Here is a 23,762-nt window from a genome sequence, read left to right as displayed (position 1 = left end):
AGGGCCGCTCGACGCCGGCCGGATGACTGGTTCACGTCAGCCGCCGGTTCCCCAGGTGGCCTGAAAGACCAGCACGGAAACGTAGACAACGTATCCGCACAGCAGAACTGCGCCGTTTGAGCGGGAAATCTGCCGGCCGGTGACAAAGATCGGGACACACAGAATCGCGGCGACCACCATCACCGGAAGATCAAACCGCAGTGCTTCCGACGAAACGGCCAGGCCCTTCGGGGCGACGACAGCCGTCAGCCCCAGCACGCTCATGATGTTGAACAGATTGCTGCCCACCGCGTTGCCCACTGCGATATCACGTTCGTTCCGCACCGCTGCCATGACGGATGTGGCGGCTTCCGGCAGCGAGGTTCCGGCGGCGATCACCGTCAGGCCGATCACCAGCTCGCTGACACCCAGCCAGCGAGCGACTTCGACGGCACCTTCAACCATCCAGTTCGATCCGAGCACCAGCAGCGCCGCGCCGGCAGCCACGAGTCCCAGATAGCCCGCCATTCTCAGCAGTCTGTGTCGCAGACTTTCGGTCGACGAAGCGGGCGTCTCATCGCTGTATTCGACGGAATATTCCTTTCGGACCGCAGCGGATTCCCTGCGACCGGCAATCACACACCAGACGGTATACAGAATGATTCCGGCAAACAGCCCCGCGCCTTCGAATCGGCTGATCTGCTGATCCTGCGCGAACAGCAGCAGCAGGATGGAAACTCCGACCATGATCGGAACATCGAACACAATCAGTTTCTGATGGACCACAAGCGGCACGATCAGAGCGCTGAGTCCCAGGATCAGCAGAGTATTGAAGATGTTACTGCCGATGACATTTCCGACAGCCAGGTCCGGCTGACCGGCCAGCGCGGAGGAAACCGACACCGCCAGTTCCGGAGCACTGGTGCCGAAAGCCACAATTGTCAGGCCGATCACCAGCGGCGAAATCTTCATCGCCGCAGCCAGCCGCACCGCTCCGCGAACAAGCAATTCGGATCCCGCGACAAGACCGAGGAACCCGCCCAGCAGCAACGCAAACGTCGTCATGGAATCTGCATTCGCGGTGAGCTGAACTTCATGGAAACGCGGCGTGTCGTTCGAGCGGAAGGAAATCGGAAACCGGAAATGGACAGCGGCTGCGACGAGAACGCATCGATTGCTATAGCCGATCACCGCTGGTAAATCGGCAGATATCCCTTTTCAAGTTGCAGGATGATGCAGTTGATTGCCGTCGTGTAAACCGGTCCAATCTGCTGGTCCGACCAGCCGCCGTTGGCCTGAGTTCGCTTCAGGATTTCTTCCGTGATCTCCCTGCGATACTGCCTCCACCGGTCACCGCCCTGGCGGTAAATGACCTGAGCGTAGTAGAAATGCATGTAGTGCCAGTGACCGTTGCGGGCGCTGACCGACTTGTCCGGCCAGATATTCTCCTCGCAGTAGGCCCGCATTTTTCGGCTGAGTTCCGTGTCGTATTCACCGGCGTTGAACAGCGCTGCCAGCGCCGCGGCGGTGATGGGAGGACGCTCGCCGCCGCCTCGAATACTGTACTGCACTCCGCCGCTGGATGTTGTGCAGTCGTCGATGTACTTGATCGCGCGGTCGATGATTTCCTTCGAAACAGGGATGCCCGCATTTCGGCAGGCTCGCAGGCCCTGCACCTGAGTAATACACGTCGACCCTTCGTCGAAATCGCTGCCTTCCTTCGCCGAAACGTAGCCCCAGCCGCCGCGACTTGTCTGAGCGTCTGCGCAGAACTGCACGGCTTTCACCAGCACCTCGCGAATTTCCTCCCGCCTCTGAAGATCCTCTTCTTCGCCGAACACCTGGCTGAGAAACACCATCGAAAATCCGTGGCCATAGGTGTAGTGTCCGTCTTCGCGGTAGCCGATCAGACCGTTCGGGCGGCTCATTGCCAGCAGGTAATCCACGGCGTCGCTGATGGGGCGGGAGTATCTGCCGGTGGTCGTGGTGGAACCTTCGGCAAGCATCGCCGTGCCGGCCAGAGCCGTCATGGCGACTCGATACTGTCCCTGGTTGGCTTCCCAGTACCCCTGTCGCTTCTGCTGCGACGCCAGATAGTCCAGCGCTTTTTGAACGGCCGCGTCGGTCTCCTCATCGTCGGCGGCGGTTGCCGCGGGCGCGGCGAACGTGGCTGCTGCGCTGAACAATGACAGTCCAAAGCAGGCTCCGCACAGCAATGCCGGCAGAACGATGTGATGCACGTGCCGTGTCGTCGCCGCGGTGAGCCGTCGTGAATGTACCATGGTTGCCTGCCTGATTCGGGAAATGAATTCCATTCGATGCAGGATACGGCCAGTGCCGCTGCGTCGACAACGTCTATTCCGCGCGGGCGGATTCAAGGAATTGCTGGAATGGTTCCTCGATCTCAGCGACCGCGTCGACGGGTCCTGTCAGCTTGATGAAATACGGCTCCGGTTCCATCGGTACAATCACACCGATCATACGAAATCCGTCGGCTGGCTCCCGTCCGAACCCGGCGGAGAACCGTCCCTTCAGATCGATCAGTGACGCTTCCGCGCCGGCGACCTTGACGGTTTCCGAACGTTCCGGTTCGGAAGCTTCCACCTGTCCTCGCCAGCGATCCAGGTTTTCCGAAATCGATCCTCCGGAACGCGACAGGGTCAGCGTCAGATCCTGACTGATTTCGGGCATCGTGAACCGAGCGGCGATGATACCTCGCTGCATCGCACTGAGTTCCACTTCCTTCCATCCGGCCGGAATCTCGAACCTCATTCCGGCGTATGTGCTTCGCTGCGAACCGCCGGGCGATGTCTGGGGGGAGTCATCAGCGGCAATGTCACCCGGAACGGTGTTCGGCGCTTTCTCCGAATCGACAGCGGCGCTGCGAATTGGTGCCGCATCGCCGGTCGGTGGCTGTTCGCCGCAGCCGGTGAGCAACACCAGAGCAGCCATCATCGGGAGGGGAAACGCAGCAGATTTCGAGCAAAACATGACAGACGTCTTTCGGCTTTCTTGTGGCGACTTTCGAAACGGGTGCCGGATGCAATTGCTTCCGGGTTGGTGCGATTCGGCCGTGCGGCGCGGCTACTTTGCTGCCGGCTACGGTCGATTGGCTCATTGCGGGACTTGAAGACTTGCCGCACTCATCCCGGTCTGAATTGTTGACCGACGGCGAATGGCCCGGGCCGTTCATCAATGATGCTGGCCGCGGCTGCGGTACCGATCACCAGCCTTTTTCAGCAGTCGCAGTTCGGCCGCGTTCAGAGCATGGCGACCGTGGTCGTGCAGCTTTTGAAGAATCTCGTCAACGCGTTTTTCTTCCTGCTGCTGCCGTTCAAATTCCCGGCGTTCGCGTTCTTCTTCGTGCCGGACGTATCTTCGAGCGGCCTGGCTGGCTTTTGCGATTTCGTCAACGCCTTCACGGTCGAACGACTCGTCATCGTCCAGCGCGGCGTCCTGGTATTCGTATTCCTCAGAAAAGTCATAGCCTTCAAATGTGTCTCCGTAGCCCGTTACTTCCTGCCACCGCACCATTTCGTGCAGATGAAGTACCAGCACAAATGCTGACAGCGCGACAACGCTGCTGACGTCAAACACAAACGCAGACAGAAGTCCGAAAAGACTCAGCACGAGTCCCAGACGAACCATCACGTCGCGCACTTCGACATCGGCGAAGCGTTCTCGCAGAAATGCCCGCAGCAGCAGGCCTCCGTCAAACGGCAGCAGCGGGAGCAGGTTCACCAGCAGCAGAATCCAGTTCGCGAAGAATGCCATTCGGCAGGCCGTCATTCCCACGGATTCCCCCGATATCAGGGGAAACCCGCGAACTGGGACCAGCAGTGAATCCAGAACACCGTCGGCGTTCAGCGGGAAATAGCAGCATCCGAGAATGACCAGATTGGCGAACGGTCCGGCAAGGATCGTCTGCACGCGTACGCGAAAGTCCCCGACCAGCGAGTATTCCTGGAGACCGCCGAGCGGCCAGAGCAGAATTGTGTCAGGACCGCCGCCCCAGCCCCGCGCGACCAGCAGATGGGCCATCTCGTGAGCAACCACGCTGCCAATCAGAATCGCTCCGGCCAGCAGCCCCAGAGGCACATTACCGAGCCGCCACATGATGGCAAGAACCACGACCGGCAGCAAGAAACTGACTCGCACGCGGGTCGGCCCGAACTGACCCAGCGGGAAGGAAAACGTGAGGATGGTATTGGTCGCGTACATACTGCTGGATTGTAGCTGTGTTCAAGCGGCAACAGAAACGCTGGTTCGTTGATTTTTTGCAACACACGAACTTTGTCCGCCGGACTCAAAATGAGAAGCCCGCACGCGTCGAAAACTCACCGCATTTTTTCACAACCGGCAGCCTGATCGACGACGCGGCAGCACCCCCGCGTTGCCAGGCGTTTGACGGCAACATCCGGCTTATTACGATGCACGCCACCCGTGAACGGAACTTCCATCGACACGTTCGCGATTCTGATCCAGGCCGCGTCCGTCGGCCCCGCTGAAGCTGAAGGTGTATCGCAATGGACAGGGATGAAATCCTGCTGGACGCTGAAGAACGCATGGAAAAAGCAGTGGACCACCTGGTGTCGTCGCTGCAGGGAATTCGCACCGGACGGGCCAATCCCGGCTTGGTCGATTCCATCCGGGTTGATTACTACGGATCGCAAACGCCGCTGAAGCAGATTGCGAACGTCAGCGTTCCCGAACCGCAGCAGATCATGATTCGTCCGTTTGACACGTCATGCCTCGGGGAAATCGCCAAGGCCATTCAGAACAGCGATCTTGGCCTGGCGCCGAACAACGATGGCCGCGTCATCCGTCTGAATATCCCGCCGCTGTCCACCGACCGGCGAAAGCAGCTGACGGCTCGCGTGAAGGAACTGTCCGAGGAAGCCCGCGTTTCCATCCGAAACATCCGGCGAGATGCCAACAAGCACGCAGATCAGGCGGAGAAGGACAAGTCGATGTCGGAAGACGAACGCGATGACGTCAAGGACCAGATTCAGGAACTGACGAAGAAGTACGAAGGCACGATCAACGGAAAAGCCGCCGCAAAGGAAACGGAAGTGATGGATCAGTAGTCGCCGGACGACGCCGAAGCGTTCTCACTTTGCCCGCGGTTTACTCAGTGATCAGCCTGCCGAAATACAGAAAATCAGAAAGCTAAACTGTCATGGCCAATGTCAATGTCGCGATGATCGGTCTCGGCTTCGGTGCCGAGTTCATTCCCATCTATAACGCTCACCCGAATGCCACTGTCACCGCGATCTGCCGACGCAACGAAGCCGAAATGAACACGGTCGGCGATCAGTTCGGAATCGACAAACGATACACCAGCTATGACGACGTGCTGGCCGATCCGCAGGTCGACTACGTCCACATCAACAGCCCGATTCCCGATCACGCATGGATGTCTTTGAAGGCACTCGATGCCGGAAAGCACGTCATGTGTACCGTGCCAATGGCCACAACCATCGAAGAATGCCGACAGATTGTCGAAAAAGTCAGGGACACCGGCCTGAAGTACATGATGGCTGAAACCGTGGTTTACAGCCGAGAGTTTCTGTTCATCAAAGACATGTACCAAAAGGGCGAACTGGGCCGAATCCAGCACCTTGCGGCGTCACATCCGCAGGACATGGATGGCTGGCCCAGCTACTGGGAAAAGATGATCCCAATGCACTATGCGACTCACGTGGTCAGCCCGTGTCTGGGACTGGTAAACGGTCTGGCGGAGTACGTCAGTTGTTTTGGTTCCGGCACAGTGCGGGACGACATCGCAAAGAAATCCGGCAACAGCTTCGCCGTGGAAACGTGTCATATCAAGATCAGGGACACCGACCAGACTGCGCACATCTGGCGGTTTCTGCACGACGTCGCCAGGCAATACCGCGAAAGTTTTGACGTCTACGGCACGAAGAAAAGCTTCGAATGGACACTGATTGAGCACCAGCCGCACATCATCCACACCGCCAAGAAGCCGGAACCGGAAATTCCGGAGAAGATCGAAGTACCGGACTTCGCTCACCTGCTGCCGAAGGAGATTCAGAAGTTCACGCAGCCGCAGGAAATTCACGATGCCGGTCACCTGAGCTTCATTCAGGGTGGCGGGCACGGTGGTTCGCATCCGCATCTGGTCCACGAGTTCGTCAGCGCAATTGTGGAAGACCGTGACCCATGGCCCAATGCCGTCACCAGCGCTAACTGGACGTGTGTGGGCATCTGTGCTCACGAATCTGCGACGAAGGGCGGCGAGATTGTCCGGTTGCCGGAATTCACACTCCGCTGATTCTCGCCACCGCAGGCTTCGTCGCTGCCGTCACCCTTGCGGAATCAATTGAGCGGCGGTCGCGATCCGTCAGCGAGTTTGTGTGCCCGCTGGATCGCAGCGGGTCAAACCGGGTTGCAATAGCCTCCGTCCCCAGCTGCGCGCTTCAGCACGGCACCGCCAGACGGCGTTGATGTCGACGACGACCTGCTCTTGTAGTGAATGCCAGGTGGCCACAACGCATCGCGACTTCGCGTGCAGCAACGCTCCGACGTCTTTGCCTGTCAGAAAATGTCCCGCTTTGGCGCGAGTTTTGTAGGAGTGAATCCCACAAGAGTCTCATTCGGCTGAGTCGTCTATGTTCGGAAGGCTGGAAGGAAGACTAGAGAGACCAAAAAAAAGAGCGTTCCAGGTTTCCCTGGAACGCTCAAAGCCCAGACAGCAAGGCGGGCCATTGCTCGCTGCCCGTGGCGTGATGAAACAATTGCAGTTTTCATGCCAGAGGTCGTGAGTAATTCTGCACGACGAGAATTGCAACATTCTACGCCTGATTCTGCGTCACACGCCCCAGAGTGTCATTGGCGATGTTCAATTATGCGCTAGCAAAATGCAACAGCATGACGCAGATTTGAACACTACCGTAGACGGCGAATGTGCGGCACACGGACAATTCCGGACAGGATCCGCAGACGGTGGGAAAAAGTCCGATGCCGAAGTTCAGGCGCATTCGTGGTCACCGCTTTTCATGCCGGCCAGGCCTGGCTGCCACCGTCGACCCGCAGCACCTGGCCGGTCACAAAATCTCCTAACGGTCCGGCGAAGAATTCGACAACGCGCGTCACTTCATCGACCATAGCGATGCGATCGAGCGTGCCTTGTGTGGCCATGCGGTTTTCGTCGACCTGCCGAGTTCCCAGAAAACGACCCGTTCGCGTGTCACCGGGAGCCAGGCTGTTGACATTGATGTTGTAGGGACGAAGCTGCACCGCCAGACATCGCGTATATTCCACGACGGCTGCCTTGGATGTTGCGTAGATCGCGCTGTTCGGAATTCCCAGAAATCCCGAGATCGAGCTGATGGTCAGAATGCGACCGGATCTTCTGGACATCATCTGTCGCGCGGTTGCCTGACACACGTAGATCGTTGACATCAGATTTCGATCGATCACCGAGCGGACATCTTCCGGCTTAATCATAACGGCGTCGTTGGGATTGGGTTTTCCTCCCGCCGCGGCGATGTCACCTCCGGCGTTGTGAACCAGAACATCAATCGGACCAAGTTCGGCGGTCACTGATTCCACGATGCGATTCACGTCGTCAATACAGGTCAGGTCACCGAGCAGCCGGCAGGTTTTCACACTGTGCGCTTCGCCGATTTCTCTTGCAGTATCGGTCAGAGTGGTTCCTTCGCCGTATTCCGCCGGTCCGTGTTCTCTCATTCCGTGAACACCGACACTGCAGCCCAGCTTTGCCAGGTGTTCCGCGAAGGCTCGACCGAGCCCGCGACCGGAGCCGGTGACCAGTGCGACTTTTCCGTCCAGCATTCGCTCCGCCATTTCGCGACCTTCCTCCCATTGCTTACAGAAGTGATTGAACTGCCTATGATTGGCGGATGGTAACAATTCGGGGCGGTCTGTCGCCGCCAAAGGCCGGCCGCATCGGCATTGGTTTCCGGTGATTCGCTGTAGCCTTCCCGATGATCCGGTCAAGGCAGTCTTGCCGGCACTCACGCTTCGCGCAGCTCGACGCTTCAAAGCTTCCGGCAATTCGCTTTTCGAACGACAGGCTCAGAAAGTTCCTGTGAACAGTCTGCTTCAGAACGACGGCAACGGTGACGAACAAAGCCGGCAGACGTCCGGATCATCGGTTTCCGGCCGCAGGCTGGTTGTGCTGATGTTCCTGTTTGGTATCGCCGCAACCGTTGCGATGTGGGTCTACTGGACACTGCATCTCACGCCCTTCATGCCGTTTCAGAAATCACTTGCGGCGGAATTCAAAAACTCCAGTCCGCGCGTCAGCGGCGGGCAGCGAAAAATCAGCGACAACAGTCCCAGGATTCTGCGAGTCGTCATGCGCGTACCGTTCGATCCCACTTCCGGTGACAGTTCCGCTCAGGAGGAGATCGACGGAACGCTGCGGCGAATCAGGGACCTGGCGGGCCAGCACGTGAACCTGCCGGAATATGAGATACTGGAAGTCCATCTGTTTCTGGAAGTTCAGCATCCGGCGTCAAATGAGATTCGCAGCCAGGTGTTTCGAAAGAACGTGACGTCTTGGCAGGATGTCAACGAAGACGGTTCACCGCACGTATCGCAGCAATCGGGTTCGGACGCAGCGCAGCCGGGATCCGCCGCGCTGGTGCCTGCCGGCTGATGGCGGATCGGCAGTCATCACGACCTTGGTCCCTGGCCGTTTGTTGTCGCGATTTGTAAAGTCACATCGTCGTCGTGATTCGCGACGTCAGCCACGGGAGGGCACGTTTGCCAGGTCTACCTCTGTCCCAGTGAAAGTGAGCCATGACTCGACTCTTCTCTCTGCCCTTTGCGTTGTTGGTGTTGTGTGCCTTCTGTCCTCTGACTGCAGTTGTTGCGGACGAAGAAGCCGGCACGTTCACTGACTTGAATTCGGCCGGCCCCGATTACTCGGTTCAGGGCGAGTATCAGGGAACGCTTAGCGTCGACGGTCAGGAGTTCAAATACGCACTGCAGGTGATTGCTCTGGGTGACCACAAATTTGACGCCGTCGGGTACATGGGCGGTCTGCCGGGAGAGGGCTGGACCGGCGAAGAAAAAGTTCGCGCCAGCGGCCAGACGGCAAACGGTGTGACCACAGTCGTCAGCGATCACGGCAGTGCCACGATCTCCGGCGGCAAGGCGACCCTGAAACTCGACAACGGCACAGAGATTGGCACGCTGAACCGGATTGAACGCAAGAGTCCGACGCTGGGAGCGAAGCCGCCGGCGGGAGCCACAGTCTTGTTCGACGGCAAGTCTGCCGATCAATTCGAACGTGGCAGGATCGTTATGGACGACCTGCTGGCGGCCGACTGCGAAAGTCACGAAAAGCTGGGTGACCACAGGATGCACATCGAATTCCGCACTCCCTTCAAGCCCGCGGCTCGAGGTCAGGCGCGAGGAAACAGCGGCGTTTATCTGCAGGGTCGCTACGAATGCCAGGTGCTGGACTCTTTTGGGCTGGAAGGTGAGAACAATGAGTGCGGCGGGATTTATTCCATCGCGAAACCGGACGTCAACGCCTGTTTTCCTCCGCTGACGTGGCAGACGTACGACGTCGAGTTCACTGCGGCGCGCTGGCAGGACGGCAAGAAAGTCAGCAACGCGCGAGTCACGATCCGGCAGAACGGCATCCTGATTCATGACGACATCGAACTGCCTCACGGCACGCCAGGAAAGTTTCCGGAAGAGGAAGGGCCGGCGGCGCTGTATCTGCAGGGGCACGGGAATCCCGTCGTCTATCGCAACATCTGGTTCACCGCGAAGTAGAGATTCGTGTTCGTGCTGAATCACCTGGCTGGCGGCTGACAGCAACGCTCGTCAGCTGCCGGCGATTCGCGCGAAATTCGAATTTCTGTCCGGATTCCTGCACGGAATTGCGCGGCCGCCGCCACTAACAGATGTGAAACCGCGTTTCTCATTCTGTTTGACAGGTATCGGCCCATGCGACTCACACTTCGAACCCTGCTTGCCTATCTGGATGACCGGTTGTCTCCCGTCAACGCCAGAGAGATTGGGCAAAAAATTACGACCAGCCCGTTTGCCACCGAGCTTGCGGATCGTATCAAGGACGTTGTCCGCAAGCGGCGGCTGTCCGGACCTGGTCCTCAGCGGAAGGTGATTGACGCAAATCTGATCGCGGAGTACCTGGACGATCAGTTGACACCGGAACTGGTGGCACTGATTGAAAAGGAAATTCTGTCGTCCGATTTTTCTCTCGCGGAAGTTGCGGCGTCCCACCAGATTCTGGGACTGCTGAAAGATAACGTCGAGCTGGACAGTCGCGTCCGGGAACGACTCTACGCTCTGGACCCGCATCCCGCTGCGCGCGGAGCTGAACCGGCTGCTGCCATGCACGCGGCGACCGACACGGATGCTGAGGAATGGAAGCCCCTGGCACCGGTCGCCGGCCGGCAGAGACGATCCGCGGTCTGGCTGCTCGCGGTGCTTGTTGTCGGCTGGCTGGCTTTGATTCTGACGGATTCCAATTTGTTCCGCGGCGGGACAAAGCCGGAATTGGTTGCCGACGCCGGTGGTTCCGTTGACGAAGGTTCCGCGCCAGTTGACGATACCGCCGCTCCTGACGATGCCACTGCGGGCGGCACTCAGCAGAACACTGCAACTGTCGACGACGCTGCGACCGCTGCTGACGGCGGCAACGAAAAGACAAGCGACGAATCGACCGGTGACGATGTAGCGGTCGTGACATCCGGTAGTGCCTCCGACGCCGAAGCAGCATCCGCAGCCGACTCCGACCACGAAGCCGTCGCCACTGCGGAACCAAAGCCCACAGAAGCAGCCGAAGAACCGGAAGTTGCGGATGCCGATGCCGCTGAGCCAGCCGAAGTCGAACCTCCGCCGGCCCACCGATTTTCAGCGACAGACCGGCACAGCATGGCTGCCGTTTGGAATCCTGAATCCGGCGGTTGGTCGCTGGTGACGTCTATCGCTCCGCTTTCGTCGCCCGACTGGTCAACGGTCGCCACTCACAATGTCATAGGAGTCTTCGAACCGTTCGAACTGACAATGGCAGCGGTCGACTCCGGCTGGTCCGCCATCGCTCAGGGTCCGGCGCTGCTGCGAGGAATCAGTCACGGTGTGGCTGGTCTGGAGCTGCTGGAAGGAAGGATGGTTATTCGCCGCGATCCCACCAGCTCCGCACAGCCTGGTGAAAAGATCCCGTTCCGACTGGCTGCCGGAAACAGCGCCACGGAATTGACGCTGCTGAGTGAAGACACGGTTGTCGGAGTGGAAGTCGTTCCGTTGCCCCAACTGCTTCCGATTGCCGTTCCGTCAGCCGTCGAAACCGGCAGTGACGGCGGACCTGCTGCAGCGGACGGTAAGAGCGACGCGGCTGCTCCGGCGAATGATCCGGCAGCTGATGAGGATCTCTTCGCCGTCAATCGGCTGCCGATCGGTAACCTGGTCCAGGTCAACGTTTATTCCGCCGAAGGTAGTGTGCTGGTAGCACTGCCGGGTGATCAGCCGGCACAGGAAATTGCCAAAGGCCGCATGATTTCATGGATCGCTGATGCAACGTCCGTTTCCACGGTCAACATCTCGCCTCCCGGCCAATTGGGTGTCATTCCGGAATGGATCTACAGCCTGACCAGCCCGCCCATCGCGGAACTCGAAGAACTCCGTATGCGGCTGTCGCATTCCTTTACACAGACGACTTCACTGTCAATGACAGCCGCCGGCCTGACGAGTGACCGTAATCCGCAGATTGCAAAGCTTGCGGCCGGAATGCTGGCACTGACGCGAGACATTGATCAGTTGCTGGGACTGCTGCTGAAGTCAGATTCAGAAAACGTCCGACGCGCGGCGATCGACGGCCTGCGAAAAGCCATGTACCAGAAGGAAAGTAATCAGGTCCTGGTCGCCAGAGGGCTGGAAAATCGTCTTCCCGTTGACGAGATCGAAGGCGCGATGCGGCTGCTGAAAGGTGTCAGTCGCGTCGCCGCCGAAGAGCGTGACACCAGTGCATGGCTGGTGGGAATGCTGGAAAGCGACCGGGCGGCGATCCGAGAACTGGCGATCTACAATCTGGAGCGGATCACCGATGAACGCTATAGCTTCTATGCGGATGCTGACCCCAGCCGAAGAAATGAGGCTGTGCGTCGGTGGCAGCGGCACCTGAGCCGCAATGACGGAATTCTGGTACACGCACCGTAGACTTCTGTTGACCTGCAGCGCGTTCACGCGAAGGCAGGATAAATGAGCGACCGACAGCAACCGCGTCGTCATCGCGCGCAGCGGAGCGAGCGGGAGCTTTCCGAATACGGATTCCGGCGGCAGGTCGCGTGGTCCGGGGCTCAGCCGCGCCGGCCCGAATGTTCATCCGTCGTTCAGATTCAACCTTCGGGGCCGCGGGCGTTCTCTCGCCAGCGAGATCGCCGCGCCAAAGTCACCCAAACACCGCGGGGCATCGGTCGGTTTGGTGGCCGTCCACTGATCCATAAACCGGAACGAGGCTGACGCTGTCCGATGATCGGACCACGCTAGCCTCGTCGTTTGTTACGGGAAATCACTTCGCAGTCCGTGCGAAACGCTGCTCCGTGGCAATCTCGCTACTCCTCTGTCGCTTCGCTGTCGCAAACGTCTTCTTCGGTGCTTGCTGCGTCGTCCGTTGGGACCTGTGACTTCGAGTCCGCCGCGACCGATCCCTGGGCCAGTCTGCGTTTCGTCCGGAACAGTTCACCGGCCGACGCCGCCACGGCAGCCACCATCAGCAACGGGGCCAGCACGGAGTCGATGACTCCGGCAATTCGAGCGCCAATGATCAGAATGGTGCCGATGCACAGACTGATCAGCAGCACCTGACGCAGCAGCAGTGCATTCTGCTGTTTCTTTTTGGCGTGGGATGCCAGCGCCTTTTCCACCGATTGAGCTGACACTTCGCGGAACGAATTCATGTTCGCGCGCAGGGCCTTCGGATCGATCTTCTGTTTCGGCCGCGTGGGTCGCGGTGCAGAAGCGGCTGCCGATACCGATGCATCCGGCGCTCCGGTTGGCTGGCCATCGGAATCAAGCTGAAGATTGCCTGACATGTAGGCTTCCAGCAAAGAGGCATTCTGCGGTTTCGGTCTTTTTCGGGACGACCCGGACAGCTCGCTTGGCAGCTTGCCGCCGGCACTGCTTCGATTTCGCGCCAGCAGTTGTTCCATATAGTTGGCGACGAAGTCCTGATCGTCGTCGACTTCCTCTTCCGTCTCTTCCGTGCTGTCCTCAGAATCCAGCAGCAGATGCTGGTTTTCGGAGAATCGCATCTCAACGGCTTCGTGTTCACGAAGCGTGTTGCCGCCGATCGAACCTTCCTCCATCGAGGACACCGGAATCGAGTCGCTGGTGATGCCGAACAGTTGCGCCAGTTCTGATCGCAGAGCCGTTGTGCCGGTCTTCTTTTCGCCCTCCGGATTGTCTTCCGAACCATCCGCCGGAAGCGCGTCATCGGATCCGGTCCCGGCATAGCTTTCAACATCGTCGGCCAGAGTGAAGTCAGACTGCGAGTCGCCGGCATCCGTGTCCGCGCCGCCGGCGCGGAAGCTTTCGAAGCCGTCCTGAGGTTCGAAGTCCTCCGTCTCGTTGCTGACATCAAATCGCTCGAACGCGGCCGGGACAGCGAACTCATCCTGTTCATCGGCGTCAAAGCCCGAAGTTGCATCCGCTGTGGACGTCCCATCATCCCGGCTATCGAAATGGCTGTCGGCGCGGAATTCGTCATCGAATGACGCCTCGGTTGCTTCGAATCCGGTGTCCTCCGGCTGCAATTCGGAGAACTCCGCAGTTGCGGCGGGAACTTCATCCATGTGCGCCGGTGAACCCGCGGTTTCGAACGCGGCATCCTGTTCGAATGCTTCGCGCTGCTCGTCGGAATCTGTCCAGTCAACAGCCGCAAAGGAGGTTTCGAAGGGATTGGCCCGATCGCCATTGACGAGGTCGGAGAATTCTTCCGGTATCGACGGAGCCGGTTCGGACAGAGAAGTCTGCAGGTCCGTTCGAGCCTGTTCCAACTGGCATCGGGCGTCGTGCAACTCACGCTGCTGAGAATCCAGCTCGGTTTCCGAGTTCTCGACCAGCCGGCTGCGTTCCCGGAGTTCTTCCTCGCGCTGATCCAGCAGTTGCGAGCGCTGTTCGAGTTCTTCATTCAGGCGCTGCAATCGCTCTTCGTCTTCCGAGGATGAGTTGTTCAGTTCCTGCTGTTCCGTCAGGTCTTCCCGCAGGCTGTCCAGTGCCGTTCGAAGTTCGTTGAGCGCCGTCAGCAGTTCATCTCGCTCTGTGGTCACATCAGCAAGCTTCGACTTAACCGCTTCCAGTTCGGACGTCAGCGTTTCCAGTGCGGCATCGGAACCGACGCGATCGGCAGCCAGCGAAACGAGCTCGTCGCGCTGTTGCTGTACGGCTTGCGCTTCCAATTCAAGTCGCTGCAGTTCCGCCTGCAGGGACTGTTCGCGTTCCGTCAGTTCGGCGTCTCTGGCATCCACAGCAGCCGTGCGTTCATCCAGGTCGGCGAACCGCGCTGCGAGTGCCGCGTCCCTTTCTTCCTGTGTCGCCGCATTGGCGCTGCACTGCTCGATCTGCTGCCGCAGCGAAGCGGCTTCGTCATCAAGCTGAGAACGTTCTGCCTGCAATGCGTTTTCGCGATCCGTCAGTTCGGCGTCGCGTGCTTCGGCTGCGGCGACGCGTTCGTTCAGCGCGGACAGTTTGTCTGACATTTCCTGGTCGAACGTTTCACGATCAACCGACAGGGCATCGTATTCTTCCCGCAATTGCCGGACGGAACGGGCTTCGTCGTCCAGACGTTCACGCTCGACTCGCAGAACCTCTTCGCGAACCGCAAGTTCGCCATCCCGGGAATCGAGTTCCGCGGCGCGATCTTCAAGTTCAGTCCGCTGCTGGTCGAGAGAAACGTCGGCTGCGTCGCATTCGGCACAGCGGGAATCCAGCTCCTCGGACCGCTGCTGCAGTGACTGAGCTTCCGCAGCCAGCCGCTCACGCTCGTCGGACAGTGATGCTTCCCGCTCAGTCAGTTCCGCTGCATGCGTCTCGACGGATGCTCTGCGATCCTCAAGTTCGCCGCGCAGCCGGGTCAGTTCTTCGTCCGCGGCCGCGTGTTCAGCGGTTTTCGCGTCGAGTTCCTCGGAACGCTGCTGCAGCGATTCGGCTTCCTGCTCCAGTCGAGTACGTTCCGACTGAAGTTCTTCTTCGCGCCGCGACAGGTCAGCATCCTGCTGCTCGACCGCTGCGACGCGTTCGTTCAGGTGACTTCGGAGCTGCTGAAGTTCCGCGTTTCCGGACTCCCGTTCTGCGGCCCAGACAGCCAGCTCTTCGGATCGCTGTTTCAGAGATGCGGCTTCGTCGTCAACGTGTTCGCGCTCCGCGCGAAGTGACGCTTCGCGTTCCGCCAGTTCGTTGTCGCGAGCTTCCGCGGCGGCAGATCGTTCATCCAGTTCGCTGCGCAGTCGAGCCAGTTCACTTTCGATCGCGTCGCACTCGGCCGCTTTCGTATCCAGTTCCTGCGTTCGCTGAAGCAGCGTTTCCGCGTTCTGATCGAGTTGTTCGCGTTCGGTCCGCAGAGCTTCCTCGCGGCCGGCAAGCTCCTCTTCGCGTGCGTCGAATGCAGCACCGCGCTCTGCCAGTTCAGAACGCTGTCGCGAGAGTTCCGCTTCGGCGGTTTCTCGTTCGTTCCAGCGAGTTTCCAGTTCGTCAGACCGCTGCTGAAGTGAGGCTGATTCCTGACTGATCCGTTCTCGTTCAGCGCTCAGTGACTCTTCGAGTTCGCGGAGTTCCGCTTCGCGTGCATTCGCCGCGGAAGTCTTTTCGTCGAGTTCCGTGCGTTGCGCGGCGAGTTCGGCGTCGGTGGCTTCGCAGTCAGCGGCAAACGTGTCGAGTTCCTCCTGTCGCTGGTGCAGTGACTGAGTTTCTTCGTCCAGACGTTCGCGTTCGGTGCGAATCAATTCCTGCTGTTCGGACAGTTCGCGTTCGCGAGTTTCGAGAACCGTCTGCCGTTCGTTCAAATCGCTGTCGCGGCTTTCCGCTGCGGCGATCTGAGCGTTCAGCTCCGATTCCCGGCGATCGGCATCTGCGGCACGTTCCTGCAGTTCTGCCTGTCGGCGCAGGACATCGGCCTGCAGTTCGTCACGTTCCGCATCCTGAGCATCAAGTTCCTGTGACCGCAGTTCGCACATCTGCATCTCGCCGTCGAGCTGCAAACGATCCGTCTTGAGCGTCTTTTCCCGCTGTGCCAGTTCCGTTTCGCGGACATCCAGCATGGCATCGCGCTCGTACAGCGTGGCAAGTTTCTGAGTCAGCTCGGCGGCGGTGACTTCGCGATCAGCGGACAACTCCGCCAGCTCTTCCCGCTGCTGCTGCAGTGACGCGGACTCTTCGTCAACACAGCGTCGTTCCGCCAGCAGAGATTCTTCGCGTTCGGTCAGAATGCCGTCACGAACGTCAGCATCGATGATGCGCTCTTCCAGGTCCGCTCGCTGCTGAGCCAGGTCGGCGCGAATTTCAGCACATTCCGCTTCCTTCGCTGCCAGGGCTTCTGATCGCTGCTGGAAGGCGTTCAGTTCTTCATCCAGTTTCGCACGATCTGCACGGCCTGCTTCTTCCTGTTCCACAAGCCGGGATTCGCGATCTTCGATGTCGGCCGCCAGTTCGTCCAGTTCGGCACGCCGCTGCGCGAGTTCTTCGTCGGTCACTTCGCATTCGGCGAATAATGCGTCGACGTCGGCTCGCTGCTTTTGCAGTGATTCGGATTCCTCGTTCAGCAGTTCCCGTTCCAGCCGGACCGCTTCTTCACGTTCGCGCAGATCGGCTTCCTGCGCTTCGGCGACTGCTGTGCGATCATCGAGTTCCGCCTGCCGCCCGGCGAGTTCCGCTTCGGCCACTTCACGTTCTTCAGCCAGAGATGTCAGTTCGTCGCGCTGCTGCAGCAATGACTGAGCTTCCTGCTGGAACTCGTCACGCTCCAGTTGCAGCGACTGTTCGCGTTCGTTGAGTTCCGCTTCGCGTTCCCGGATCTCCGCATCGCGATCGGACAGTTCGACGTCACGAGCGTCCAGTTCCGCTGCGCGTTCGTCGAGTCCGGTCTGCTCCTGCGCCGTCTTAGCCTCGAAAGCGGAACGTTCGACCGACAATTCCTGAGTCAGTTCCTGCAGTGAATTCAGTTCACGGTCAAGGTCTTCGCGTTCGGCGTTCAGCGATTGTTCGCGTTCGCTGAGTTCCGTTTCGCGAGCGTCCGCAGTCGCAAGCCGTTCGCTGAGTGCTTCTGTAGCCTGAGTCTGCTCGGCTTCGAACGCTTCCCGCGCCGCGGAGAATTCATCGTTCCGGACCTGCAGTGCCTGCGTGTCTTCCTGCAACTGATCGCGTTCCAGCCGGATCGCTTCTTCGCGATCATTCAGTTCCGTTTCGCGAGCGTCAGCAGCGGCGCAGCGTTCGTCGATCACCGCCAGAGTTTGTTCCGTCTGGTCGCTGAAGGCGTCACGTTCCGACGACAATGCTTCCTGCTGCTGCCGCAGGGACTGAGCCTCCTGCTCGAACTGTTCGCGCTCGGCGCGCAGTGCTTCTTCCAGTTCGGCGAGTTCCTCCCGCCGCTGCTGCAGAGATTCAGACTCGCACTCGACCCGATTGCGTTCCGCCTGCAACTCATCCTTCTGCAGTTCCAGAGCCTGCTTTTCGTCGGTCAGTTCGGTTTCGCGACGTTCCACGTCAACCAGCAGGGCGGCAACTTCTTCTTCCGCGGCGGCCTGAGCCTCATTGACGCGAGTGATGTCGTCCCGCTTCTGCTGCAGTGCTTCGTCTTCCCATTCGATTCTCGCTTCCAGTTCCTGCGAGCGACGCTCCAATTCGGCTTCGCGTTCTGCCAGAGCGGTTTCTCGCGCGTCGAGATCAGCCTGCCGTTCTTCCAGATTCGCGTTCGCAACGATCGCCGCCTGTCGTTCCGCTTCTTCCTTTTGGTGCGCGAGTTCGTCCGCTCGTTCCTGCAGCTCCTGTTCCTGTGCCGCAAGTTCGTCACGCCGCGCGGTCAGATCCTGCGCTTGTTCGGTCAGATGCAGTTCGCGCTGAGTGAGTTCGGCTTCGCGGCGTTCGCTGGCGGTGTCCTGTTCCTGCTTCTCTGCTTCGAGCTGGATGGCCTGTTGTTCGACAGCGGCAAACTGCTCGCTGAGAACCTGCGCCTGACGATCCAGCTCCGCTTCGCGATCGGCGAGTGCTGCCAGTTCCGTTTCGAGACCGGCGCTTCGTTCTTCGATCGAGGCGGCATGTGCGGCGCGGTCTTCAAGCTGAGCCTCGCGAAGTTCCAGTTGACGCTCACGCTCGCTGAGTCGATTGGCCAGAGCCTGCAACTCGGCATCACGGCGGTCAATCTCCGCCACGCGCAGTTCAAATCCGCAGCGGTGAGATTCCAGCTCCGACTGCAGCGTCTGAAGATGACGTTCGGAGTTCTCGACTTCCGCGCGGCGAATGTCCAGCCGCTGCTGTTCCACCTTCAGCTTGGCCTGCAGTTCGTGCAGCGCCGCGCTTTGTTCTTCGACGACGACGCGCAGAGCATCCACTTCGCCGCGCGAATGTTCAAACGCATTCTGCGACGCCAGCAGGCTGGTCTGACGCTGTGCCAGTCGCATCGCCCGCGCTTCCAGATCGTTGTTGCGGCGTTCCAGTTGCAGCTCCCATTCTTCAAGTTGCTGCTGCCGCTGCCGTGCCAGTTCGTCCCACGCGGAACTTCGGTCGACCACCTGCCGTGGTACGGCGGCGAAGGCAAATTCCGGAAACGCTGCCGTCGGCGCTGGCTCGCTGCGCGTCTGGTTCAAGTCCGGCTGTGGAATGGAAGGTGTTAGTTCCGTCGACGGCTCTCGCGTTGCGACGACAGGATCTTCAGTGTGTCGTTGTTCCCCTGCCAAACCGCTTGTCAACGGCACTGCCGAGACGGGTGCCGAGAGCATCTGCGATGCGGAAACCGGCGCCGCGCAAACCGGCGGCGCGGGCGATTGCGGCGAGGAAACGGCAGCAGCGCTGTTCGTCGTTACCACCAGCGGAGCGTCAGGAACGGGGGTCGGAACGGATCGTTCGGCAGACTCCTGCGGCTCTGGCGCGACAGCTTTTTCGACCGGCGATGTCGGGCGAGCGACTCTGTAGGCAGCGTCGCGCGCGGCAGCTTCGGCTTCGGCGAGTCGTTGTTCGAGTTCGCGCAAATGCAGGCGCAGCGCGTCGCGCACGTGAGCCGGCGTTGACTCGGTTGCCTGAACTGCTTCGGAAGTAAAGTGTTCGGTGATTTCGCGGGGATCGATATGCGGCAGTCTGCCGCGGTCCACGCGAAACGTCGCCGGGCCGAGCGCCAGCAGGTCACCGGGCAGCAGTCGCGCAGTGGCGGAAACCGGAATATCGTTGACCCAGACCTGGTTTCCTCCGGACGCGACCGTCAGGACTCCGTGGCGAAACTGCAGGTGACAGTGCGTTTCCCGCACGCCGTTCAGCCGTGCCTGGAAATCGCAGGACGCACCGCTGCCGCAGGAAAAACGACCGTCGCCGGGAATCCGGAACGGCTCAAGATTGGCGTCCCAGACCGGCTGCAGAATCGGCGGGCACGCGGCGTCCGTTGCCGAATTGGTGGCATGTGAGAGTGAGGGCATAACGTTCTCCGTTCGCCGGTTGTTCACCCCCCGTGGGCGGTCAACCAGCGACACTTGTTGTCGACAAACGGAAGCCGAACTCGCGTCGGCGGCCTACAACCGGGAATTCCGGTTGCACTGTGATGCATCGAATGTGGGAATTTGGCAACCTGGTGAACTACATAGCCCAGGAAAGCAATTCCGTCCAAATCCGCTTCTTCGAAGCTGTTGGCATAACGAATATTCTGGTCCGAGAATGTGTCCCGCGACGTATGCGCGGCTTTCGCGGACAGCTTGTGCCGAGAATGCGGATCGGTCCGACGCGCGCGAAGGAAGCGAATTCACAGATTCTGCTTCCCATCAGCGCCCTTCCGCCGAACAATCCTGCGGACTCTTCCGGTGACCCTTCAACTGAGATTTCTGACGGTTGTGCCGGGACAAAAATCACCGAACGTGAATTTTCGCCACAACAGCCTCAGCCGGGTTTGTGGAGATCACCGCCGGAAACTAGTTTTGAAAAATCACCTCACGCGAGCGACAGGACGCGATCGCTGAACCAACGCTGATGCGCGGAATGAACCGCGTTCGGCCAGGCTTCCGTTATCGCACCATGAGCCCGCTCGACGTCAAATCACCTTCCGTTCGTTCGCTTCACGCTGCCGCCTGCTTTCTGATGCTGGCTGTGGTTTCCTGGGCGCTGCTGACCCCGGATCCGTTCGCGGTTGTGAAAGGCGGGCCTCTGCAGGTTGTCGCCGGATTCGACGATCTGGTGCTGCATCTGGGCGTCTACACGGTGTTTTCCGCGACGTGTTTCGGCCTGGTTGCGGACTCCCGCGACCGGCGAGTCAGAAACCTTGTCGTGGCGATTCTCTGCCTGCACGCGGTCGGCACGGAGATTCTTCAGGCTTCCGTTCCCGGCCGGACGGCGGATCCTCTGGACGCTGTGGCGAACCTGACGGGAATCACGCTGGGAGTCCTTGGTACGCGGCACACCGTTCGTCTTTTGCGAAGTCGCATTGTTTCGGCAACCGCGTAGAATGTCGTTCGTTCCCGACTCGGGACATCGACGTTTGTTTGCCACAATGAATTGACTCAGCACGTATGTCGGACGCAGCCAGCGATCGTTCCTCCGCCGAGAACGCGGCCACTGACCGGCGTTCGGCCGACGTCGGAATCGTGTGCGTCCACAACGGTGAAGTCGGCCGATTTCTGAAGCGGCTGGATCGTAGGCGAAAATATGTCGACCAGAATATCGCCTATCGCGGCGGTTTCCTGAACGAGACAATCCGGGTCGCTATCGCGGAAGCAGGTACGGGGTTTTCCCGGCACCGCACGGCGACTCAGACACTGATTGCGGAACACCACCCGGCGTGGGTGATTTCCGTGGGTTTCAGTTCGTCATTGTCACCGGAACTGAATGCCGGCGACTTGTCGCTGGCCAGCGAAATCACAGATACGCACGGCAACCTGCGAACTCTGAAGTGTCCGATTCCCGAATCCCGACGCGTGCTTGTTCGTCGGCATCTGGTCGCCGATCAGCACCCGTCGACGCCGGCCGACAAGCAAAAACTTGCGGCGGAAACGTCCGCCTTTGCGGTGGACACAACCAGTCTGGCGGTCGCTCAGGTGTGCGACGAACGCGGCACGCGATTCCTTTCGATTCGCGCGATCATCGACGGTCTTGCCGAAGACGTGCCCAGCGACGCATTCTCGATGATCTTCCATCGAAACAGTCGCGCTGTCGGCGGGCTGCTGGGCGGTCTGGTGCGAAATCTGAAACGCGCGCCGGAACTGAATCAGTGGCGAAAAAGGACGGACGAAGCCGCCTCGCATCTCGATCGGTTTCTGTCCGGCGTGATCGTGCAACTGGCCGAGCATCTGGCGAAACGATCGTAGGAGAACCGGTGCCGGGAGATTCCCGCGCCCCGGGCCGAATCGCGTGGAGTCAGGCGACAGTCGGCGAACGACCTCCGTTTGAAAGGCAGGATCGCACCGATACAATCCCGCGTTTTGCAACTGGCAGCCATCGGGCGTTTATGAATAACAGTCTCCAGACGCTGGCCAGCGGAGCCACTCCGCCGGAAGCCCGTCATATCGATCAGCCGCGAATCGAAGCCGCTGTGCGGGAAATTCTGGCGGCGATTGGTGAAGATCCCGGCCGCGATGGCCTCCTGGAAACACCAGCGCGAGTCGCCCGGATGTATGCCGAAATGTTCGGAGGGCTGCATCTGGAGCCCGGACGCCATCTGCAGCGCGTGTTCCAGGAAGAATACGACGAGATGGTGCTGGTGCGGGACATCACGTTTCACAGTATGTGTGAGCACCACCTGCTGCCTTTCATCGGTACGGCTCATGTCGGCTATATTCCGCGAGGCCGCGTGACCGGACTCAGCAAGCTGGCTCGCGTCGTCGACGAAGTTTCACGTCGCCCGCAGGTTCAGGAACGCATGACTCACACCATCGCGGACCTGATCGAATCGGAACTGGACGCGAAGGGTGTCGTGGTCGTGCTGGAGGCGGAACATACGTGCATGACGATTCGTGGCGTTCGCAAACCCGGCGCATTGACGGTGACCAGCGCTGTTCGCGGCCTCTTTAAGAAAAACACGTCCAGTCGCGCAGAAGCGATGGCGCTGATCAACGGCCGATGATTGCTTTGTTCGTTTTGAAATTGTCGGCCGGCATCACTCTGATGTGGTGGCTGATGCCCCGCAAAGACGTGACTGACGGGTTCTTCCGCATTCAGATGCGCCTGCTGCTGGGGCTGGCCGTACTGGCCGCGCTGCTGCTTTCGTCAGCGGGAACCTGGGACGATCTTCCGGATGCACCGTCTGCAGCAGCATTATCCGTCGCGACTGCCGGACAGCAGCGACTGGTGGAAATCGGTGTCGCCGTCGCTGCGTATGCCGGTTCCGTCTTCTGGGCGCTGGGACGAAGACTTCCCGGAAACATCTGCATCCACATGCTGACTCTGGCGTCCATTGTGGCGCTGGGACTGCATTCGTGTCGGGTTCCGAATCAGGCGTCGCTGCCTTTGCAGTTGCTGTCTGATTTCTCTTCGGCCGCAGTTTTAGGTTCCGTGATGACTGGAATGTTGCTGGGGCACTGGTACCTGACAACTCCGACGATGTCGATCCGGCCGCTGTGGTGGTTCATCAAAGCCATCAGTGCTGCCGGCGGAGTTCGCCTGGTCGCGTCAGCGTGGTCGGCGGCTCAATTCGGATTTCCCTCCGAGGACCTGACGCGAACGATCTGGCTGGCGACACGCTGGATCGGCGGAATCGTCGTCCCGCTGGCCGTCGCGGTTATCGTTTGGAGAATCCTGAAGTATCGGAACACTCAGTCAGCGACGGGAGTCCTGTTCGCGGGGTTGATTCTGGTGTTCATGGCCGAAATGGCGGCGTCGCTGCTGGAACGCGACATGAAGATTCCCTTCTGATCGTGCGCGCACAAAAAAGCGTTCGCCGCTGTTCGGCGAACGCTTTCGGCTCGTGTCCTTTCCCGCGATCGGGATTCAGGACTTGGTCAGGTCCTGAGTCGAATCAGCCGGAAAGCCGCATTTTTCCAGAGCCTGGATGGCGTCTTCCACGACGAACGCTCCGGCATTGCCGGAGACCACCACCGTTCTTGCCTGAGCATCAATTTCCAGTGTCGCTACACCCGGTAGCGCTTGCAGGGTCGCCGTAACGGTCCCGCGGCATCCGCCTCAGTGCATTCCCGGACAATGAAACTTCACGAGAGCAACGGCGCTGGCAATGTCCTCCGGAGAGGCCTGCGGCGCCGCTGACGTTGCTGGTGCGGGAGGCTGGCCGTCGGCACATCCGACGACAGCACCCAGCATCAGACACAGCATGGGTTTGCGCATGTTTTGTCCTGTTAAGTAAAGGATCCAGAAATCGGTCCACCGACTTCTCATCGTCGCGAGTGCATCGTCCGCTGGAAACATCATTGCTCGAAACGACCCGGAGAAAAGCGTCGATTTGCCCACCGGCACTGTTGATGCCGAAACGTGCCGGCCTTCAGCAGAAAACGCAAACCGGGAAGCGGTGCGAGCAAACTCGCATGGTCGGCAGGCCGGAGGATTCAATGCAATGAACGCCGCGCAACTTCGAACGCCGCAACTCCTTCGCGACATACGGACTTCAGAAATCCGCACTGATGTGC

Annotated in this window: 16 protein-coding genes and 1 pseudogene; 9 read left to right on the top strand and 8 right to left on the bottom strand. The window is 59.7% G+C overall.

The genetic code is table 11. The annotated features are described in order from the left end of the window. Positions 1-36 precede the first annotated feature (36 nt). The 4 genes from R3C19_22225 to R3C19_22210 all read right to left on the bottom strand — a co-directional run bounded on the left by R3C19_22225 (position 37) and on the right by R3C19_22210 (position 4,200). The gene (locus tag R3C19_22225; protein ID MEZ6063071.1) at positions 37-1,044 is read right to left on the bottom strand and encodes a calcium/sodium antiporter; all 1,008 of its coding nucleotides are present in this window, start codon (positions 1,042-1,044) and stop codon (positions 37-39) included. Between the two features lie 122 nt (positions 1,045-1,166). Then, on the bottom strand, positions 1,167-2,261 hold the full coding sequence (locus R3C19_22220) for a prenyltransferase/squalene oxidase repeat-containing protein (GenBank protein ID MEZ6063070.1): 1,095 nt from the start codon (positions 2,259-2,261) through the stop codon (positions 1,167-1,169). 73 nt (positions 2,262-2,334) lie between these two features. After that, positions 2,335-2,970, bottom strand: a complete 636-nt coding sequence (locus R3C19_22215) for a hypothetical protein (protein MEZ6063069.1) — start codon at positions 2,968-2,970, stop codon at positions 2,335-2,337. Between the two features lie 201 nt (positions 2,971-3,171). Beyond that, complete coding sequence (locus R3C19_22210; GenBank protein ID MEZ6063068.1) at positions 3,172-4,200, bottom strand: site-2 protease family protein; 1,029 nt, start codon at positions 4,198-4,200, stop codon at positions 3,172-3,174. A gap of 305 nt (positions 4,201-4,505) precedes the next feature. On the opposite strand from R3C19_22210, the gene frr reads away from it, so the two are divergent. Beyond that, the gene (gene frr, locus R3C19_22205; GenBank protein MEZ6063067.1) at positions 4,506-5,066 is read left to right on the top strand and encodes a ribosome recycling factor; all 561 of its coding nucleotides are present in this window, start codon (positions 4,506-4,508) and stop codon (positions 5,064-5,066) included. Between the two features lie 92 nt (positions 5,067-5,158). Further along, on the top strand, positions 5,159-6,274 hold the full coding sequence (locus tag R3C19_22200) for a Gfo/Idh/MocA family oxidoreductase (GenBank protein MEZ6063066.1): 1,116 nt from the start codon (positions 5,159-5,161) through the stop codon (positions 6,272-6,274). Between the two features lie 722 nt (positions 6,275-6,996). On the opposite strand, the gene R3C19_22195 is transcribed toward R3C19_22200, so the two are convergent. Next, positions 6,997-7,809: an SDR family NAD(P)-dependent oxidoreductase gene (locus tag R3C19_22195; GenBank protein ID MEZ6063065.1), complete on the bottom strand. Its 813-nt coding sequence runs from the start codon at positions 7,807-7,809 to the stop codon at positions 6,997-6,999. Positions 7,810-8,053: 244 nt separating this feature from the next. On the opposite strand from R3C19_22195, the gene R3C19_22190 reads away from it, so the two are divergent. From R3C19_22190 to R3C19_22180, 3 genes are all read left to right on the top strand, one after another. Further along, positions 8,054-8,626 (top strand): hypothetical protein, encoded by a 573-nt coding sequence (locus R3C19_22190; protein ID MEZ6063064.1) that lies wholly within the window; start codon positions 8,054-8,056, stop codon positions 8,624-8,626. Positions 8,627-8,769: 143 nt separating this feature from the next. Continuing rightward, the gene (locus tag R3C19_22185) at positions 8,770-9,756 is read left to right on the top strand and encodes a DUF1080 domain-containing protein (GenBank protein ID MEZ6063063.1); all 987 of its coding nucleotides are present in this window, start codon (positions 8,770-8,772) and stop codon (positions 9,754-9,756) included. 174 nt (positions 9,757-9,930) lie between these two features. Next, positions 9,931-12,162 carry a hypothetical protein gene (locus tag R3C19_22180; GenBank protein MEZ6063062.1) on the top strand — a complete coding sequence of 744 codons (2,232 nt, stop codon included), beginning with the start codon at positions 9,931-9,933 and terminating at the stop codon, positions 12,160-12,162. Between the two features lie 395 nt (positions 12,163-12,557). Here the strand turns inward: R3C19_22180 and R3C19_22175 are convergent, their stop codons facing one another. Then, positions 12,558-19,619 carry a hypothetical protein gene (locus R3C19_22175; protein ID MEZ6063061.1) on the bottom strand — a complete coding sequence of 2,354 codons (7,062 nt, stop codon included), beginning with the start codon at positions 19,617-19,619 and terminating at the stop codon, positions 12,558-12,560. 589 nt (positions 19,620-20,208) lie between these two features. On the opposite strand from R3C19_22175, the gene R3C19_22170 reads away from it, so the two are divergent. The 4 genes from R3C19_22170 to R3C19_22155 all read left to right on the top strand — a co-directional run bounded on the left by R3C19_22170 (position 20,209) and on the right by R3C19_22155 (position 23,037). Next, entirely contained in the window at positions 20,209-20,634 is a 426-nt protein-coding gene (locus R3C19_22170) for a VanZ family protein (GenBank protein ID MEZ6063060.1), read from the top strand. Between the two features lie 65 nt (positions 20,635-20,699). Further along, the gene (locus R3C19_22165; protein MEZ6063059.1) at positions 20,700-21,494 is read left to right on the top strand and encodes a hypothetical protein; all 795 of its coding nucleotides are present in this window, start codon (positions 20,700-20,702) and stop codon (positions 21,492-21,494) included. 140 nt (positions 21,495-21,634) lie between these two features. Further along, a complete protein-coding gene (folE, locus tag R3C19_22160) occupies positions 21,635-22,249 on the top strand; it encodes a GTP cyclohydrolase I FolE (protein ID MEZ6063058.1) in 615 nt (204 codons plus the stop codon). Next, the gene (locus R3C19_22155; protein MEZ6063057.1) at positions 22,246-23,037 is read left to right on the top strand and encodes a hypothetical protein; all 792 of its coding nucleotides are present in this window, start codon (positions 22,246-22,248) and stop codon (positions 23,035-23,037) included. Before folE ends, R3C19_22155 begins: the two co-directional genes overlap by 4 nt. A gap of 75 nt (positions 23,038-23,112) precedes the next feature. Here the strand turns inward: R3C19_22155 and R3C19_22150 are convergent. Next, a pseudogene (locus R3C19_22150) lies at positions 23,113-23,292 on the bottom strand (heavy-metal-associated domain-containing protein). Between the two features lie 12 nt (positions 23,293-23,304). Next, a complete protein-coding gene (locus R3C19_22145) occupies positions 23,305-23,463 on the bottom strand; it encodes a hypothetical protein (GenBank protein ID MEZ6063056.1) in 159 nt (52 codons plus the stop codon). Between the last annotated feature and the right edge of the window lie 299 nt (positions 23,464-23,762).

This window comes from Planctomycetaceae bacterium, from assembly GCA_041398785.1.
Classification (GTDB): Bacteria; Planctomycetota; Planctomycetia; order Planctomycetales; family Planctomycetaceae; genus JAWKUA01.
This window is presented reverse-complemented; position numbering and strand designations above follow the sequence as displayed.

Bases quoted from the DNA above. Each gene is read 5' to 3' on its own strand.
- R3C19_22225 (MEZ6063071.1), bottom strand. From the start codon at position 1,044: ATGACGACGTTTGCGTTGCTGCTGGGCGGGTTCCTCGGTCTTGTCGCG.
- R3C19_22220 (MEZ6063070.1), bottom strand. From the start codon at position 2,261: ATGGTACATTCACGACGGCTCACCGCGGCGACGACACGGCACGTGCAT.
- R3C19_22215 (MEZ6063069.1), bottom strand. From the start codon at position 2,970: ATGTTTTGCTCGAAATCTGCTGCGTTTCCCCTCCCGATGATGGCTGCT.
- R3C19_22210 (MEZ6063068.1), bottom strand. From the start codon at position 4,200: ATGTACGCGACCAATACCATCCTCACGTTTTCCTTCCCGCTGGGTCAG.
- frr (MEZ6063067.1), top strand. From the start codon at position 4,506: ATGGACAGGGATGAAATCCTGCTGGACGCTGAAGAACGCATGGAAAAA.
- R3C19_22200 (MEZ6063066.1), top strand. From the start codon at position 5,159: ATGGCCAATGTCAATGTCGCGATGATCGGTCTCGGCTTCGGTGCCGAG.
- R3C19_22195 (MEZ6063065.1), bottom strand. From the start codon at position 7,809: ATGGCGGAGCGAATGCTGGACGGAAAAGTCGCACTGGTCACCGGCTCC.
- R3C19_22185 (MEZ6063063.1), top strand. From the start codon at position 8,770: ATGACTCGACTCTTCTCTCTGCCCTTTGCGTTGTTGGTGTTGTGTGCC.
- R3C19_22180 (MEZ6063062.1), top strand. From the start codon at position 9,931: ATGCGACTCACACTTCGAACCCTGCTTGCCTATCTGGATGACCGGTTG.
- R3C19_22175 (MEZ6063061.1), bottom strand. From the start codon at position 19,619: ATGCCCTCACTCTCACATGCCACCAATTCGGCAACGGACGCCGCGTGC.
- R3C19_22170 (MEZ6063060.1), top strand. From the start codon at position 20,209: ATGAGCCCGCTCGACGTCAAATCACCTTCCGTTCGTTCGCTTCACGCT.
- R3C19_22165 (MEZ6063059.1), top strand. From the start codon at position 20,700: ATGTCGGACGCAGCCAGCGATCGTTCCTCCGCCGAGAACGCGGCCACT.
- folE (MEZ6063058.1), top strand. From the start codon at position 21,635: ATGAATAACAGTCTCCAGACGCTGGCCAGCGGAGCCACTCCGCCGGAA.
- R3C19_22155 (MEZ6063057.1), top strand. From the start codon at position 22,246: ATGATTGCTTTGTTCGTTTTGAAATTGTCGGCCGGCATCACTCTGATG.
- R3C19_22145 (MEZ6063056.1), bottom strand. From the start codon at position 23,463: ATGCGCAAACCCATGCTGTGTCTGATGCTGGGTGCTGTCGTCGGATGT.